General features: G+C 58.7%; 18 protein-coding genes. 17 read left to right on the top strand and 1 reads right to left on the bottom strand.

Annotated elements, in window-relative coordinates:
* The first annotated feature begins 45 nt into the window (after window positions 1-45).
* The 7 genes from ACSQ2A_RS19735 to ACSQ2A_RS19705 all read left to right on the top strand — a co-directional run bounded on the left by ACSQ2A_RS19735 (window position 46) and on the right by ACSQ2A_RS19705 (window position 8494).
* Window positions 46-1200 carry a Gfo/Idh/MocA family protein gene (locus ACSQ2A_RS19735; RefSeq protein ID WP_295414214.1) on the top strand — a complete coding sequence of 385 codons (1155 nt, stop codon included), beginning with the start codon at window positions 46-48 and terminating at the stop codon, window positions 1198-1200.
* Window positions 1201-1213: 13 nt separating this feature from the next.
* On the top strand, window positions 1214-2101 hold the full coding sequence (locus ACSQ2A_RS19730; protein ID WP_436073613.1) for a carbohydrate ABC transporter permease: 888 nt from the start codon (window positions 1214-1216) through the stop codon (window positions 2099-2101).
* Window positions 2102-2220: 119 nt separating this feature from the next.
* Window positions 2221-3063, top strand: coding sequence for a carbohydrate ABC transporter permease (locus tag ACSQ2A_RS19725; RefSeq protein WP_295414468.1), 843 nt, complete (start codon window positions 2221-2223; stop codon window positions 3061-3063).
* A 61-nt stretch (window positions 3064-3124) separates the two neighbouring features.
* Window positions 3125-4321, top strand: coding sequence for an ABC transporter substrate-binding protein (locus tag ACSQ2A_RS19720; protein WP_295414469.1), 1197 nt, complete (start codon window positions 3125-3127; stop codon window positions 4319-4321).
* Between the two features lie 99 nt (window positions 4322-4420).
* Window positions 4421-5497, top strand: a complete 1077-nt coding sequence (locus ACSQ2A_RS19715; protein ID WP_295414217.1) for an ABC transporter ATP-binding protein — start codon at window positions 4421-4423, stop codon at window positions 5495-5497.
* A gap of 29 nt (window positions 5498-5526) precedes the next feature.
* A complete protein-coding gene (locus tag ACSQ2A_RS19710; RefSeq protein WP_295414219.1) occupies window positions 5527-6393 on the top strand; it encodes a MurR/RpiR family transcriptional regulator in 867 nt (288 codons plus the stop codon).
* Window positions 6394-6481: 88 nt separating this feature from the next.
* Window positions 6482-8494 (top strand): beta-N-acetylhexosaminidase, encoded by a 2013-nt coding sequence (locus ACSQ2A_RS19705; RefSeq protein ID WP_436073612.1) that lies wholly within the window; start codon window positions 6482-6484, stop codon window positions 8492-8494.
* Between the two features lie 362 nt (window positions 8495-8856).
* Here the strand turns inward: ACSQ2A_RS19705 and ACSQ2A_RS19700 are convergent, their stop codons facing one another.
* Window positions 8857-9150 (bottom strand): helix-turn-helix transcriptional regulator, encoded by a 294-nt coding sequence (locus ACSQ2A_RS19700; protein ID WP_436073611.1) that lies wholly within the window; start codon window positions 9148-9150, stop codon window positions 8857-8859.
* 210 nt (window positions 9151-9360) lie between these two features.
* On the opposite strand from ACSQ2A_RS19700, the gene ACSQ2A_RS19695 reads away from it, so the two are divergent.
* From ACSQ2A_RS19695 to ACSQ2A_RS19650, 10 genes are all read left to right on the top strand, one after another.
* Window positions 9361-9735 (top strand): DUF6634 family protein, encoded by a 375-nt coding sequence (locus tag ACSQ2A_RS19695; protein ID WP_436073610.1) that lies wholly within the window; start codon window positions 9361-9363, stop codon window positions 9733-9735.
* The gene (locus ACSQ2A_RS19690; protein WP_436073609.1) at window positions 9735-10094 is read left to right on the top strand and encodes a DUF6634 family protein; all 360 of its coding nucleotides are present in this window, start codon (window positions 9735-9737) and stop codon (window positions 10092-10094) included. The genes ACSQ2A_RS19695 and ACSQ2A_RS19690 overlap by 1 nt, the downstream gene beginning before the upstream one ends.
* On the top strand, window positions 10091-10945 hold the full coding sequence (locus ACSQ2A_RS19685; protein ID WP_436073608.1) for a metallophosphoesterase: 855 nt from the start codon (window positions 10091-10093) through the stop codon (window positions 10943-10945). The genes ACSQ2A_RS19690 and ACSQ2A_RS19685 overlap by 4 nt, the downstream gene beginning before the upstream one ends.
* Before the next feature lie 2 nt (window positions 10946-10947).
* Window positions 10948-11736: a metallophosphoesterase gene (locus ACSQ2A_RS19680; protein WP_436073607.1), complete on the top strand. Its 789-nt coding sequence runs from the start codon at window positions 10948-10950 to the stop codon at window positions 11734-11736.
* A 107-nt stretch (window positions 11737-11843) separates the two neighbouring features.
* Window positions 11844-13091 carry a hypothetical protein gene (locus tag ACSQ2A_RS19675; protein ID WP_436073606.1) on the top strand — a complete coding sequence of 416 codons (1248 nt, stop codon included), beginning with the start codon at window positions 11844-11846 and terminating at the stop codon, window positions 13089-13091.
* A gap of 368 nt (window positions 13092-13459) precedes the next feature.
* Window positions 13460-14974: an ABC transporter substrate-binding protein gene (locus ACSQ2A_RS19670; protein WP_436073605.1), complete on the top strand. Its 1515-nt coding sequence runs from the start codon at window positions 13460-13462 to the stop codon at window positions 14972-14974.
* A 388-nt stretch (window positions 14975-15362) separates the two neighbouring features.
* Window positions 15363-15602 carry a hypothetical protein gene (locus tag ACSQ2A_RS19665; protein ID WP_436073604.1) on the top strand — a complete coding sequence of 80 codons (240 nt, stop codon included), beginning with the start codon at window positions 15363-15365 and terminating at the stop codon, window positions 15600-15602.
* A gap of 60 nt (window positions 15603-15662) precedes the next feature.
* A complete protein-coding gene (locus ACSQ2A_RS19660) occupies window positions 15663-15902 on the top strand; it encodes a sunset domain-containing protein (protein WP_436073603.1) in 240 nt (79 codons plus the stop codon).
* 85 nt (window positions 15903-15987) lie between these two features.
* Window positions 15988-16230 (top strand): DUF6894 family protein, encoded by a 243-nt coding sequence (locus ACSQ2A_RS19655; RefSeq protein WP_436073602.1) that lies wholly within the window; start codon window positions 15988-15990, stop codon window positions 16228-16230.
* A 222-nt stretch (window positions 16231-16452) separates the two neighbouring features.
* The gene (locus ACSQ2A_RS19650; protein ID WP_436073601.1) at window positions 16453-16686 is read left to right on the top strand and encodes a hypothetical protein; all 234 of its coding nucleotides are present in this window, start codon (window positions 16453-16455) and stop codon (window positions 16684-16686) included.
* The last annotated feature ends 133 nt before the right edge of the window (window positions 16687-16819 follow it).

The raw sequence follows: 16819 nt of genomic DNA, 5'->3' as shown, positions 1-16819 counted from the left end.
CCGACTAATCCGGAAGAGATTGGCGGAAAACAGGGTACAGGGAATATGCGGGTAGGCATTATCGGCCTTGGCTATCGCTTGGCTTATCTGGCGCGGGTTTTTACCGCCGCCCGGAGTGATTTCGAGATCGTCGGTTATGTCGACCCGGCTCCGGCCGGTCTCCCCTACACGAAGGAGCATGGTGTCTCCGTCGGCAAGCAATATGACAGCCTCGAAGCGCTGATCGACAATGGTAATCTCGACCTTCTTATGGTCGGTTCGCCCAATCACATGCATCTCGAGCACATCCGCATCGGCCTTGAGCGCGGCATGAAGATGTTTGCTGAAAAGCCGGTCGTGACCTCGATCGAAGACACGATGGCCATTGCCGAACTGATCGGCGAATACGGCTCTGACAATGTCATGGTCGGTCTAGTGCTGCGTTATGCGCCGCTCTATGTCGACCTGCGCAAGGCGCAGGCCGAGGGCAAGATCGGCAATATTGCCTCGATCGAAGCCTCGGAAACCATTCCGCCCTATCACGGCGCCTTCTTCATGCGCGACTGGCGCCGTTACGGCCGTTATTCGGGCAGCTTCATGCTCGAAAAGTGCTGCCACGACCTCGATCTCTACAATGGCGTCATGGGCTGCCGCCCGCGCTATGTCGCAAGCTTTGGTGGCCGCCGCAGCTTCGTGCCGGAAAACGCACCGCAGGTTTCCGGCGTCAACGATCTCGAAGTCTACCACCGCAAGCCCTCGGGCTGGATGGGTTCGGACAAGGTGTTCGACAGCGATGGCGACATCATCGATTTCCAGACCGCTCTCGTGCAGTACGAAAACGGCGCGGCGCTGACCTTCCACACCAATCTCAACGTGGCTGACGATTTCCGGCGCTTTGCCGTGATCGGCGCCAAGGGCATGGCCGAAGGCGACTTCGTGCGCAACTACTTCAAGGTCACCGACAGCCGCACTTCGGATCGGCTCGAAGACAAAACCTATGAGGCGAGCACACTGTCGCAGCACTACGGTGCTGACGAGCAGATGGCCGAAGATATTTTGAAGCATCTCGTCGATGGCGCGCCGCTGCCGGTTTCGGTGGTCGATGCGCTCGAAGCTGGGCTGCTTGCTCTTGCCATGGATGAAGCCATGCGCAGCAAGTCCGTGGTCGACATGGCCCCCATCTGGCAGCGTTTCGACACTGCCCTCGGACGACAGGGCTGAGGAGGATTAGCCGATGACCAGTACGCGTAGCGCCACCATTTTCGCCCTCGCCCTTCTGGCTCCGGCACTGATCTACATCCTGACCATCGTTGCCTATCCGCTGGTCGATACGATCATTCTCAGCTTCACCAATGCCTCGCTCAAGGCCGGCCATGATTTTGTCGGCTGGGCCAACTATCAGCGCATTTTCGGTGTCGGCAATTTCACCGAGGTGATCCTTCGCACCTTCATCTGGACCTTCTTCTCGGTCACAACCAAGATGATCATCGGCATGGCCGGCGCTGTGCTGCTCAATGCCGCCATTCCTGGCCAGGCCGTGTTCCGCATCCTCACCATGCCGCCCTGGATCGTGCCCATGGCCATCGGCATCTATATGTGGAGCTGGATGTATAACGGCCAGTTCGGCATGATCTCGGGCCTGCTGCAGAATTTCGGCATCGTCGACGGTCCCGTCGCCTGGCTCGCCTATGGCCACACCGCCTTCTGGGCAACCATCGTCACCGACGTGTGGATCGGCGTGCCCATGGTCACCATCTATTTCCTCGCCGCCATGCAGTCGATCCCCAAGGATCTCTACGAGGCTGCCTGGACCGATGGCGCCGGTCGCTTCTACCGCTTCCGCCGCATCACCGTGCCGCTGATGGTGCCTGCCATCATCACCATGAGCCTTCTCTCGCTCATCGCCACGTTCAACTCGTTCGACATCATCTGGATCCTGACCCAGGGCGGTCCCTCGGGCTCGACCACGACCATGATCATCGACACCTACAAGACCGCTATCGGCAGCCGCAAATATGGCGAAGGCGCCGCCCGCGCCGTGGTGATCTGTATCTTCGTGTCGCTGTTCTGCCTCGCCTACTTCCGCGCCGTCCGCAAGCTCCAGCAGGGAGAAGCCAAATGAGCTTTCATGACTCCAAGGTAACCCTGCCTGCCGGTGCCAACCCCCTGGCCGCCAGCGCCAGTTCCGTCGCCGAACTCAGCAAAGCCAAGGCCAAGGCGAAAGCGCGTCCCGCCAAGGCCATGATCGACCGCTACCAGTGGTACGAAGTTGCCGCCCTCTATGCCGGCATCGCGGTCTTCCTGTTCTTCGTGCTCTCGCCCTTCATCGAAGGGTTCCTGGTTTCATTGAAGCCGCTGGCCCAGCTCTTTTCGACGCCCTATAGCTTCATCCCGAAGACCTGGTCGTTCGATGCCTATATCAATATGTGGACCTCGGTCCCTGCACTGGGCATGCACATCTTCAACTCCTTCTTCATCTCCTCGGTGGTGACGCTGATCGTCGTCGCCATCGTGGTGCCCGCGGCCTATTCCTTCGCCCGCTTCAATTTTGGCGGCCAGGCGCTGTTGCTCGGCATGTTCCTTGCCGTGAACATGTTCTCGGGCGCCGTGCTCTTGATCCCGCTCTTCCGCCTGATGCGGAGCCTGGGGCTGCTCAACACCTATTTCGCCATGATCGTGCCGGGTGCGGCTTTCCTCATCCCGTCGTCCATCTGGCTCCTGCGCACCTATATGATGCGCATTCCCCGCGAGCTTGACGAAGCCGCCTGGGTCGATGGCGCCTCGCGCCTCTACACCCTGCGTCGCGTCATCCTGCCGCTCGCCATGCCTGGCATCGTCGTGGTCGCCATCATGACCTTCATCGGTGCCTATGCTCAGCAGTTCATTTTCGCGCTGACCTTCAACTCCAAGACCGAATTCATGCCGCTGCCGGTTGGCCTCTTCGCCTTCTTCGGCAAGCAGGAAGTGATCTGGAACGAGCTGATGGCAGCGTCTTTCGTCGGAATCCTGCCGGTCATGATCGTGATCATATTCCTGCAGCGCTATCTCGTCGCCGGCCTGACCGCCGGAGCCGTGAAGCAGTAGTGAGAAGGGCCCGAGGGGGCCCAATTCAAGGGAGACTACAATGAACAAGACTATCGGTTTGATGGCCGTATCGATGCTGGCTCTTGCCAGTGCGTCGACCGGCGCCTTCGCCCAGGACGTGAAGGAAATCTCCTTCATCAACTGCGGCGACGAGCTGACTGCCGGCTATGCCGAAATCTTCGCCGAGTGGGAAGCTGCCAATCCCGGCTTCAAGGTCGTTCCGGAAATCGTCGGCTGGGGCCAGTGCCAGGACAAGGTGACGACGCTTGCTGCTGCCGGTACACCGGTTGCTCTCGCCTATGTCGGTTCGCGTACCCTCAAGCAGTTCGCCCAGAACGACCTGATCGTTCCGGTGCCGATGACGGACGAAGAAAAGGCCTCCTACTACAACTACGTTCCCGACACCGTGACCTTCGACGGCACTCAGTGGGGCGTTCCGGTCGCTTTCTCGACCAAGGCCCTGTTCTGGAACAAGGACCTGTTCGAAGCCGCTGGCCTCGATCCGGAAACCCCGCCCAAGACCTGGGAAGAAAAGATCGCTTTCGCCAAGCAGATCACTGAAAAGACCGATGCAGCCGGCTACGGCGTTGTCGCCAAGACTTTTGACAACACCATGCACCAGTTCCTGCACTGGGTTTACACCAATGACGGCCTCGTCATCGACGCCGATGGCAATATCGTCCTGAACTCGCCGCAGGTTCTGGCTGCTCTGACCGCCCTCAAGGACATCGTTCCCTATGGCGAAGAAGGCCCGACCGCTTACGAACAGAACGAAGTTCGCGCCATCTGGCTCGATGGTGGCGTTGCCATGATCGAAGCCTCGCCCGGCGCTGCCATCCGCGCTGAAGAAGCCGGCATGAACTGGGGCGTTGCCAACCTGCCGCTCGGTCCGGATGCCAAGGGTCCCGGCACGCTGCTGATCACCGACGCTCTCGCCATCTTCAAGGGCACCGGTGTTGAAGAACAGGCCACCAGCCTTGCCAAGTTCATCACCACCGGCGACCGCCAGTGGGACGCTGAAATGGCCCAGGGTCTGACCCCGCTCCGTCCGCTGCACTCCGATGAACTGGTTGCCGAAAAGCCGTACTGGAAGCCGTTCCTCGACGGCATCGAATTCGGTGGTCCGGAACCGCTGTTCACCGACTATATCGGTCTGCAGAACGTGATGATCGAAATGGTTCAGTCGGTCGTGACCGGCGCTGCCGAGCCGCAGGCTGCCCTTGAAAAGGCTGCCAGCGAACTCGAGCAGTACAAGTAAGCCTCAGCTTTGATCCCGCCGCCGCCCTTTGGGGCGGCGGCACCAAAATCCCAGATTGCCTGCCCGCGGGAACCGCCCCGCCGACCGGAGACGCGAACCATGTCGCAACTGAGCCTCAAGCGCCTCGAAAAGAGCTTTAACGAAGCGCGCATCATCAAGGGTATCGACCTCGAAGTCGCCGATGGTGAGTTCGTCGTTTTTGTCGGTCCTTCGGGCTGTGGCAAATCCACCCTGCTGCGCATGATCGCAGGCCTCGAGGACGTTACGGCCGGCGACATCGAGATCGCAGGCAGGGTCGTCAACGACCTGCCGCCCGTGCAGCGCGGCATCGCCATGGTGTTCCAGTCCTATGCGCTCTATCCGCATATGTCGGTCTATGAGAACATTGCCTTCCCGCTGCGCGTCGAAAAACTGCCGCAGGACGAAGTCGACAAGCGCGTCGGCGCTGCCGCAAAAGTGCTCCAGCTTGAAAGCCGTTTGCAGCACCGCCCCGGCCAGCTCTCCGGCGGCCAGCGTCAGCGCGTTGCCATCGGCCGCGCCATCGTGCGCCAGCCCAAGATTTTCCTTTTCGACGAGCCGCTGTCCAACCTCGACGCCGCGCTCCGCTCGGAAATGCGCATCGAACTGATGGAGCTGCACAAGCGCCTCGGCTCGACCATGATCTATGTGACCCACGACCAGATCGAAGCCATGACCATGGCCGACAAGATCGTCGTGCTCAATGCCGGCGAAATTTCCCAGGTCGGCTCGCCGCTCGAACTCTACCACAAGCCCGACAATCTCTTTGTCGCGGGCTTCATCGGTAGCCCGAAGATGAACTTCATCAACGGCAAGGTGCGCAGCGCCGATGGCTCCAAGGTCACTATCGACCTCGGCGCGCTCGGCACCCTGGTGCTGCCGCGCACCAGCACCTCTGTCGCCGGTCAGGACGTAACCGTGGGCATTCGTCCCGAGCATATGCAGCTCGGTAATGGCGAGTTCACCCTCGAAATCACGCCGAACATCGTCGAGCATCTGGGCATCCACACCATTGCCTATTCGACCCTGCCGGGCGGCGAACCCTTTATCGGGCTCTTCGAAGGCGACCCGTCGATCGAGGATGGCAAGGCGCTGAACATGGGCTTTTCTGTCGCCCATACGCACCTCTTCGACGCCAGGGGGCTGGCCGTCTACTAAGCCCGAGGGGCCCGCTGGGGAGAGGGAAAATGCTCGACATCGTCGGCCTCTTGCAGACCGAGAAGAACGGCTTTACCCGCTCCGAACGGGCCCTTACGGACATCGTCCTTGCCGATGTCGACTCTGTTCTGAAAATGAGCATTGTCGACCTCGCGGCCCAGGCCGAAGTGTCCCCGCCCACGGTGACCCGCTTCTGCCGCCGCCTCGGCTGCGACAGCTATGCTGATTTCAAGGTGCGGCTGGCCCAGTCGCGCTTTGTCGGCCAGCGCTATTTTTCGCCCGCGGCAAGCCCGACTTCGGTGCACGAAATCGCCCAGGGCGTCGTCAACGGCATCCAGTCGATCATCTACGAGACCTTTGAGCATCTCGATTTCGGCGCCGTCGAACGCGCCGCCGAGAGCATCGCCAAGTCCAGTTTTATTCTCTCGTTCGGTTCGGGCGGCGCCTCGTCGATGATGGCCGGGGAGATCGAGACGCGGTTCTTCCGGCTGGGGCTGAAGGTTGCTTCGACCGATGATCATCAGCTGCAGTTGATGCGCGTGGCCGCCGCCCCGCCGGGCACGGTGATCGTCGCCTTTTCGCTTTCGGGCAATAATGCGCAGCTCGCCAAGACGCTGACGGTTGCCGGCGAATATGGGCTGACGCGCGTCGTTGCGACCCGGTCGGCTTCGATGGTTTCGGCCCAGTCCGACATTCTGCTGCCGGTCAACTGGCACGAAAATGCCGACATTCTGCGGCCAACGCCCGGCCGCTATGCCTTTCTCGCCACGGTCGACGTGCTCGCCCAGACCGTTGCCACCCGTCTTGGCCCATCCGCTGTCGCCAGCATGCGCCGCATAAAACATCAGCTCGTCGTCAATCGTGACGGCGACGACGGCCAGCCCCTCGGGGACTGACCCTCATCCCGGACGTCAGTCCGCAGCCATCCATCCCGACACGGCATCGCGGTTGCGCGGCGCCTTTTGCCAAAAAAACGAGAAGCAAATGACTGCCAAGTTTTCCCTCGTCACCACCTGGACCCCTGCTGCAGGCAGCGAGCCGCTCGGCTATGGGCTTGAGCTGACCAATATCGGCGACGAACCCGTTTCCAATTTTCAGCTCGGCTTTTCCGGTCCCGCCCGCGTCGACCCGCATGCGACGCTGGAAAACGGCAAGCTGCTGGTGCGCCTCTCCAACCACACCCTGATCGCGCCGCCCGATGGCTATGTGCTCGAGCCCGGTGCGACCTGGACCTCGACGGCACGTGGCCTCTCCTATGGCCTGCGCCACTGGAGTGATGGCGCCAATTCGGCCTATGTCGTGCTCGAGAACGGCCAGACCGTCGTCATCCCGACCAAGCCGACCCAGGGCAAGGGCCACAATTCGCCGCTGCTGAAGGGCACGGCAAAATTCCCGGTGCCAGCCAAGGCTGCGGTGCCGCATTCGATCATTCCCTGGCCGAAGTCGGTCGCGACGACTGGCGCGCGCATCGCCCCGGCCGGGCTCGACCTGCAGCCGCAGGGCGAAGCTGCCAACCGCGCTGCCGCCGCGTTTGCCGGCCTTGTGCATGATCTCTTTGCGGTCGAAGCACTGGTGCGTCCGGCTTCGGAAGCCGGCATGCCGGTCCACATTACCGAGAAGGTCGGCATGGGCCCGGAAGCCTATGAACTGACCTTTGCTGAGAATAGCGCCACCATTTCGGCCAGCACGCGCCAAGGCATGTTCTATGGTCTCGTGACGCTCGGCCATATCCTGCGCGGCGCCAAGCAGTATCCGCACACTTTTACCTTCCCGACAGGCGGTGTCATTGCCGACGAGCCGGGCTTTGCCTTCCGCGGTAGCCATCTCGACGTGGCGCGCCAGTTCTATACCGGCGGCGAAGTCAGCCAGCTCATCAAGATCATGGCCTGGAACAAGATGAACAAATTCCACTGGCATCTTACGGAAGACGAAGCCTGGCGCATCGAGATCGATGCCTATCCGGCTCTGACCGAAGTTGCCGCCTGGCGCGGCCATGGCAAGGCGCTGCCGCCGCTGCTCGGCTCCGGTCCGCAGCCGACGGGCGGCTTTTATTCCAAGAACGTCATTCGCCAGATCGTGGCGCTCGCCGACAGCCTCGGCATCGCCGTGATCCCGGAAGTCGATATGCCGGGCCACTTCTACGCGGCTCTGCAGGCACTGCCCGAACTGCGCGACCCCAACGAACAGGGCGAATATCAGTCGGTTCAGGGCTTTCCGAACAACAGCCTCAATCCCGCGCATGAGCCGGTCTACAAGTTCGTCGAGACCGTCATCGACGAAGTGCTGGAAATGTTCCCCGCGGGCATTTTCCACCTTGGCGCCGACGAAGTGCCGCTGGCCGCCTGGTCGGGCTCGCCCCTGGCGCTCGACATGATCGAGAAGATCGCCGGCCCGGCAATGCGCGAAAAGCACGCCAAGCAATTCAACCAGTTGGGCAATCACCACGGCGCCGATGAAATCGAAGGCTCGCCCACGGCGATCATCCAGGCCGAGTTCATCAAGCGTGTGCACAAGTACATTGCGTCCAAGGGCGCGATCACCGGCGGCTGGGAAGAAGCGGCCCATGGCGATGCCGTGGACAAGAAGACCTCCTATGTCATCGGCTGGCGCAATGTGGAGATCAATGCGGCACTTGCCGAGCGCGGTTTCGACATCGTCGTCTCGCCCGGCCAGCGCTACTATCTTGATATGGCGAACGGAATTTCCTGGGCCGAACCGGGCGCCGGCTGGGCCGGCTGGTCGGGTCCGCAGGAAACCTATGAGTTCGAAGCCCGCGCCGGTTTCTCGGAAGAAGGGCTCAAGCATCTCCTGGGTATCCAGAGCTGCATCTGGTCTGAATCCATGACCGACCGCGCCATTTTCGATCGCCTGGTTTTCCCGCGTCTTTCGGCCATTGCAGAAGCCGGCTGGACGCTGCCCGAGCGCAAGAGCTGGGACCGGTTCAAGTCCATGGTCGGACTGATGCCGATCATGTACGGCAACTGGGCTGCCGAATAACAAGGCCTGAAAAAACGAGAAGCCGCCGTTGTCAAACGGCGGCTTTTTGCTGACATACTGTTAGCACTTGATGTCGCCATTCGGGCGAATGGGGGAATTTCATGAAGCAGCGCACGATTGTCTGTCCGATCATTGAAAATGAAGGTTGTAGAACCAGGGTGATTTCCATATGCCGACCGTCAGCGGGGCGTTTGGAAGGGTGGGCCGGCGGAGGGGCCACCACCTAGCGGAGGAGCCGGACCACCCCTGCTGGATGTAATTGTGCGCACCGACTCTTAGCCTCGTAGATCACGCCGGTATTCAACCGGAGCTGCAATTTGGCTCAGCAGTGGCGTCTTGCCTCAGACTATCTTGAGGGCACCTTAGTCGTCCTTGCGCCCTTGTAGCGAAGATGCGTTCCTAATCTCTGGAGTGGGGCCACTCCAGCCCATGGGCATTCTTACTCCCCAGCCACCATCTTCATCCGCCTTGATGAAGCGCACCCCTTGTCGCTCAAATTCTGCTTGCACAGCTTTGAACGTGCTCAGTCCATTATCCTCACCATTTTCCATGCGAATGACCGACCTCCGGCTCACGTTGATCATCGCGGCCACATCGGCCTGGCTGTAGCCAAAGGCCACCCGCACAGCTTTGAGGATATGGATGTTGGTGCTCATGCGCTTTGGCATGGCACACGACATTTGGCGCTGCCAGCGGCAACGCAAAATAGTCCATAAGTCACGTAATGCGTGTCACTTCAAGTGACAAAAAGTGTCACTTTGTGTGACAATCCATCTGTGCCGTCGCCATTCAAAGGATTACGAAACGGACGAAGCAAGCGAATAGACGATCGCATTTCCGAATCACCAAGCGTGGATGGAGCATAGATGCTGAGCTATCGGTCGACGGGGTTTCTTGATCCATCCGCGGCACAGGCCGAACTGAGCCGGCTGCAGGTGTTGGCCACCGACATTGAGAGGCTTCTCAACGGCGAGCCAGTATCCCGCCAGACTTTGGCAGCAGCCCCGCTACTCGTGGGTTGGGCCGTGGCTCGACCAGACGCCGTGGCGTTAGCAGCTATGGCGATAGATCACCCCGATGCCGCATCGAGCATGGAAAGTCGGCTTACATCGGCCGTCGTAATCGAGAACCAGGAGGGGGGCTGGGTAAGGACAGTCGGGCGCTTTTACCGCCTCGGAAAGAAGTTTGACGGCGATGGGGTCTGGGGAGATCCGAGCCCCGACATCGGGGGTAGCCGATAATGCTTCTCTTTGAGCAGAACGGTTTCGCAGACCCGGCCGCGGTCTGGCAGAAAATTGAAAAGCTCGAGGCATTGGCACGCGACCTCCGCCGAATGCTGCAAGGCGAAGCTCCCTCAACCGGCGAACTAGAAACCGCTGTCACGATTTCCAACTGGATCGGCGGTGACCGCAGAGTGCCGGCACTCGTCGGCCATGTTGCTGACCATCCGAACCTACCGGGGAGCCTTCAGGGGCGTCGGATTATCACAACCAGTGAAATCGTAGTCTGGGGCAACAGCGGATGGGTCAGGACTGCCTCTCGCTACTACAGATTTGGCGAGCCTTTCGAAGCTCTCAAATTGTCGGAAACCGCAACATGACGCGTATCGCTGTACTGAGCGACTTGCATCAAGAATTCACCCTTGGGGATCGCCAGACCGCTTCGGCGCAATTCTTTGCACCCGACCCTATCCTCGACGCCGTTGACGTGGTCGTTCTCGCTGGGGACGTACACGTACCCGCCACGCGTTCTCTCGACTGGATTTCCCGGAATTTCAGCAACGTTCCGGTCGTCTATGTCTTGGGAAATCACGATTATTATCAGTTTCCCCAAGCCGGCGGCGATGAAGGATTGCAAACCTATTTGCAGGTCCTGAATCGCGCTCGAGAACGAGCCAATCAACTCGGTATCCATCTCCTCGAGAATGACACCGTCGAGATTGCTGGTGTGCGCTTCATCGGGGCAACCCTCTGGACCGATTTCCGACTCGGTTTTGACCCACCCATGTTTGAAAAAATGAGGGTCGCCAGAGGCAGAGAAGGGATGAACGACTACCGCCGCATTAAGCGCCCCTCTCAGAAAAATCCCGAGCAGCGTCGGCGAATGCGACCGATCGACACCATTGGCCTACATATAGGCACCTTGAACTACGTGCGTGAGGTCTTGACGATGCCCTTTGCGGGACCGACGGTGATGGTCAGTCATCACGCTCCGCATCCGAATTCTTTGCATTCGGACCGCATCGGGCCCCTGGATCACTGCTATGCCAGTGACTTGAGCGCAATCCTTCATCGACCCGACGCTCCAGACCTGTGGGTCCATGGGCACATCCACAAGAAGTCGGATTACCGAATCGGAAAGACGAGGATTGTCGCAAATCCTCTGGGTCTTCGGTTTACCCAGGATGGTTACTCCCGAGACTTCGATCCGCACCTCATCGTTGAGCTCTAGCGATGAAGATTTGGATTTTCAGCGACCTCCATCGTCGCCGTCGAGGCACCCCGTGGAACCTTACGCTGGCCCCCGCTCAGGCGGACCTCGCTGTCTGTGCCGGCGATCTGAGTGAAGGCGACCCCGAGGACGGTGTGGCTTGGCTAGCCTACTACGTCCGGCCGAACATGCCCGTAATCTATGTGCCGGGGAATCACGAGTACTACAATCGCTATTCAAGCATGCAGGACCTGAAAGAGAAGGCGAAAGAAACAGCTCTTCAGTCGGGGATAGACTTCTTGGACAACGAATTCGTGGACATCGGCGACATCAGGTTCTTCGGCAGCACACTGTGGTCTGATTTTGACTTTTTCGCCAAGGGCGACGAGGCAAGGCGCCAGCGGGATATGGCGTGGTGCGAGATGTACATGAACGACTTTCGGCTCATTCGCCCGGACGAGAATTCGCTGGAAATCTGGACTGCATCCCGAGCTCGCAGAGAGCACCTCATTTCGCGAACTTGGCTAGAGACCGCCATGGCTGGAACGGACCGACGAAAGGTCGTAGTGACCCACAACGCGCCCCACCCGGGCTCGGTCGCCCCCAGGTTCCACAACGACCCGCTAACCGCGGCTTTCGTGAGCGATCTGACCGCCGCTATTGCAGAGCATCATCCGGAACTCTGGATTCACGGCCACACGCATAACTCTTCCGACTACCGCGTCGGCGACACGAGGGTCATTTGCAATCCCCGAGGATACGGGACTGAGAACGCTGACGAGTTTAATCCAGGTTTGGTCGTAGAGATCTAGCTCTATGCAAGGGCTCGGCCCTCAACCGCTGGACTTTCCCTAGATCTGAAATAGCAATGCTTCAACGACGCCGAACGCTGCGTCCGCGAAGGGGCCGCTGACGCGCGATGTCTGAATTTGGAAAGCCTGGCCTCACACGAGCTCAGCGTAAGCTTAGCGGCCGATATCATGGTTTGCTGACAAACCTTCCTGCGCGCTTGCAGCGTGAAGCCCAAGCCATCTTGTGGAAGCAAGATCCGGAGGCGGATATCATTTTTGAGCTTCCGCTTGATGAGGCCTTCTCGATCAGCGCCATCCGCGCGGGGAGGAGGACCAACACAGTTATTTCGGCGATCCGAAAGAGCTGCGAAGTCGACGAGCCGATCTACTATTGCCTTGTGTCGTCACCAGCCATTCAAGGGTGTTCATTCCTATTGCAAGGAAACACCAGATGCATCGCCATCTGGATGGGTGCATTGATCATTGGCCAGGGGCTGATCAATCGGCTGTTGGTAACTCCGACCCTCGCGAAGAGATATAGAATAGAGGCGCGACCGGAGGCCTCCATCGGCCCTTTAGACGGGTTGGACACTTTCGAGGCTTTTCAGGCCTTAAGGGAACCTCGGCCCTTCGGATCGTTGAACGAGGATGAACGAGACCTCGTCAGCAACTTGAACTCCCAGTTTGCAGCGTTTCTCATCTCCCACGAAATCGCGCATGTGCTCAATGGGCACCTCTTCCTCTCGGCGGCGCGCGATCGCCGTGAGCTCTTGGAGTGGGAAGAGTTCGCGCATTGTTCGGGCGACGAACAATGGACTGCACATGCTTTGGAGTGGGATGCCGACATGTTCGCAGGTGTGCGAATTATAGGTGGCTCGCTTCAAACATCTCTTTCGGTGGAGAAGCATTTCCGCTTTAAGAGTTTAGAGGATCGGCTTCGGTTTCGCCTCTACAACACGATGATCTCGATCTACATCGCGTGCCGGCTCTTTCAGCGGCGGAAATTTGATCCGCAAACCGTGCTTAAGGAGCGTCATCCACCCGGTGCAATGCGGTTGGGGCTGCTCATGACCCAAGCATATTCAGCCTGGATCCAGCTCGACAGTGCCGCCGGTATTCCATTTCCCGGTCAAATTCTCCACGAGGTGATTACTGTCTGCGAGGAGGCCATTACCGATCTCACCGGGGTTGATGAGCCTACATTCCACCTGCTGAACGTGTTGCCTCCGGAGTGGGCCAGAAGCTACCAGCTCAAGCTGTTCGCCAAGTGGGGAGATATCCACCCGGAATTGCTGAAATGGAAGATCGGATCTCACGACATGATCCCACCGAACGAGGTCAAAGAACTAACGGCGGAAGAGTTGTTCGGTCTCTGAAGTGGAATTCGGACAAGCGCTCTAACGACTCTGCGCCCCATTCCGGCCATTCGATTTCGACGAACCGTCGCGCGTTTCCAAAAGCGGACGTCGGCTTCTGAATCATGAGGGAGTTTTGGGCTGGGTACCTAAGCGTCCGTTACGAGCGCTCAAACTTGCATCGTCTAAACAACTGTCCTGATGCCCGCCGACGTGTTGCGACAGCTCGGATAATTGAGATGGAGCCAATATTCGGACTGGCACATCTACTTAAGCTCGAGCGGCACCTTCGGAATAGCGACTAGGGGATCGACGCTTAGAAGCGAGCGCCATATAGTGAATTCGCAAGGTTACTTCAGGGCAATTTATTAGTTGTACAGGAAGTGGTTATGGCGAACGATGATCATCTGCGGATTTCACGACGGCGGTTCTCTTTAATAACCAGCGCTGCGGTAACAAGCTACGCGCTTGGAGGCGGCGCCCACGGGCAAGATGGTAAGAGCTCGACATTCCGAGGCTTGCTAGATATGGCACTAAACACGCCTGATCCACACCAAGTCCTCTCCGATGCGGATATGATCGTCCACTCGGTGGTGTACGAGGGCCTTGTAAGGATGCGGTTTCCCGAGGTGATGCCTTCTCTGGCGACCTCTTGGTTCTCTGATGACCAAAACAGGCTTTGGCGATTTACGCTTAGGGACGCTGAATTTCACAACGGCCGGCGTGTGACAGCTCAAGATGTTGTCTTCTCGCTCAATCGTGTCCTGGGTGATGCGCGCTTCGCAATGCACACCATTCTGAGCGAAAGAATCGCCAAAGTTGCAGCGTTGGACGACGCAACAATAGAGATAGAGCTGCATCGTGGCGGTTCATCGTTTCTCAGCGACCTTGCCCTCGGTTGTCGTTGCGCAATAATCCCTCCTGAATCTGTAGATGGTGACGGAAATATCGTCAGTCCAATCGGCTCAGGGCCCTACAGACTGAACGAGTTCACGACGCGCCAAGCGGTGCTCACCAAGTTTTCTCCGCATCCTCGACTCCGGGATGAGGCTCTGGCTGACGAGGCTATAATCAGTGTAGAACCGGATGCGGCTGCGCGCCTCCAAGCTTTGGAAGACGGACGGGTTGACTGGGTATACGCGCTGCCTTTGGAAAGCCTACACGAGTTGGAAGGCTCGGGGGTCGAGGTTGGCTCTTTCGACAACGGTACAGTATCACGCCTCGTATTCAATCACACTCGTGAGCCATTCAGTGACGTTGAGATGCGCCGCGTTGTGGCAGCGTCAATTGACAGGCATGCGATAAGCGAAGCGGTCTATTCTGGTGTCGCTGTTGCCCAAACACAGCCATTTCCCGCCACATCAAACCTTCGGCTGGTTGAGTCCGTTGATGTTATGTCCGTAGATGCCGCTGCAGGTGTTTTGAAAACTGTGAGCGATGAGCGGCGGCGGATTACCGCAATCCGACAGGCAGGATCGGACGAGAAGCTGTGGGAAGAGATCAGCCGGCAGCTGAGTATCGTTGGATTTGAGGTCACGGTAGACGTGATCGACGACGAGAATATTGCTTATAAGAGAGCATTTGGCTTGGACTACGACTTAGTCATCTACAACCAATCGCATCCCTACGATTGGTATCGGGTCTTCGGCTACTACGACCCCGAAAATGCCGGCAACGTCTGGGTTGGTGGCTATAGCAACGAGAAGATCGTGCAGTCGCTCCGCGACATGCCGGACACAACAATCCAAGCCGAGAGGGAACACTTCCAAGGTGTGTTCGACCAACTCGCTGAGGACGCTGCAACGGTTTATCTCGTATCACTTCCTATTACGCATGCTTGGCGAACCGGCGACGATATCGCGGCAGGCACGGGCTTGGCGTTTGTAAGGGACGCGGATCCGTAGCAGCTGAACTGATGGCATCGTGCATCCCAACGACTTTGTAGTCGCAGGGTGGCAGGCCCCACTGAAGCACTATTTCGTCGTGCTTCTGATCTCGGTTCCTGGGATGCCGGTCTCAACTTTAAGCAATGCTTTGCGGTAGTAGACAAAGCTCCGCCTTGCGCCCCATTTCAGCCGTTCAGCGTCATTGGGAAGATTCCCGAAAGCAGACCTATCGAGCAATCGATTGTTCGAAGCGTAGGGTGGTTGTCCTTGCCAACTTCGTGAATGTGCAGAAGCGTTTGGTCAAAGGCCGCGCTCATTGGCCATATGGGCCTCCTAGTTTGCAAAGTGAAAGAGTGGAACTGGCGCGACCTGCTATGGCTCGCCCTCCAAATTGGAGGAATCGCCCGTGGGCAAGTTTCGCGTCATCGATTTGCGCTCAGGCGTTATCGAGCCTGAACACATCATTGATGCCCGTTCGCCTGAAGAGGCGGCGATGTTGGCGTTGGGTGAAAAAGGAATTCGTGGCGGTCAAAACAAAACCCGCCTGTTGTGCCGCGTCTATTGGGTTCAGGACGGGCAGACGAGCATGGTCCGGCTCTATCGACCACTGTGGGACGAGGTGGAAGCTGCACCGCCGCCTCGGTGATTGGCCCGCCCGCTTGCACGCCGCGGAATTCCGTGGTGCCCTGCACTGGGAGGGCTCAAGATGAAAAGACAATTTCAGATCGCTGCGGCTACGGCGCTAGTCATCGCGCTTGCTGGTGCCGCCGGCGCGCAGGACGGTTGCAATATCAAGGGTAACGTTAGCACCAAGGGCGAGCGCATCTACCACGTGCCGGGGCAGGAATATTACGACGAGACCGTGATCCAAGCTTCACACGGCGAACGCTGGTTCTGCTCCGAGGAAGAGGCCCGCGCGGCAGGCTGGCGTAAGTCCCGAGTTTGATACCCAATTGGGCCACCGGTAACTTGTGAAGACGGCGTAGGGAACATCGACCCGAACGCATCGTTTGCGCTTCGGAGGCAAAGCCATGCCGATGTATTTTTTCGATGTGCTGGAACGAGATGGGACGATGACCCACGACGTGATCGGCGTGAAACTAGATGGCCCTCACCAAGCCTTGGACGCGGCATCCCGAACACTGATCAGTGTCCTGCAGGATGAAGCCATGCGTCATCCGGAGTTCAAGGTTCAGATCGTGGTAAGAGACGACACTGGCAATGAAATCGGTCGCCGCGATGCGTACGTGAGCCGCTCAGATCAAACGGATTGAAAGCGCCTCCGCGCAGAAGCGAGGCCGATTAATCTATTTAAATGATGCCGAGCGAGGCGGTTGATATATTCAGGCCTTTAACCGCTCAGGGCCTTCGACATCTCTGGACAGACGAAGCTCTGACACTCGCCCCGGCAAAGCCCGGGGCGCTTTTTCGTCGGGCGGCCCGACCAGTTGACCGCACCTTTAGACGAACCAATATTCCGTCAAGAGGAGGTAGCGATGGACACTCAATCCCAAGTTCTAACCGTTGAGGTAGAGTTCGAGGGACAGACCTACACCGCGTCATATTTTCTCGAACAGGACATCATTCAGGCAAATATCGAAGGCCGGCTTTTCACGGCGGTGAAAGGCGACGGCGCCGCGGATGACACGGTTCGGGCACTTCTGCTCGAATGGCTTCTGCAAAACACTCCGATATCCAAGCCAGGACGCCCCGCGGAACTATCACCCTAATTGACCGTTGGACGTGTCCCACGACCTGTCCCCGATCGTGTGGTGTTGCTGGCCCCGGCTGCGCGAACAGTCGGGGCCAATTTTCTATCGCGGCACGGAACCGCATCCCCACTTTGTCGTTCAACTGGCCGAG

The sequence above is a fragment of the Devosia sp. LjRoot3 genome (assembly GCF_964252865.1).
GTDB lineage: Bacteria > Pseudomonadota > Alphaproteobacteria > Rhizobiales > Devosiaceae > Devosia.
Note: the sequence above shows the minus strand (reverse complement) of the source record. Positions and strands in the feature narration are given on the sequence as shown.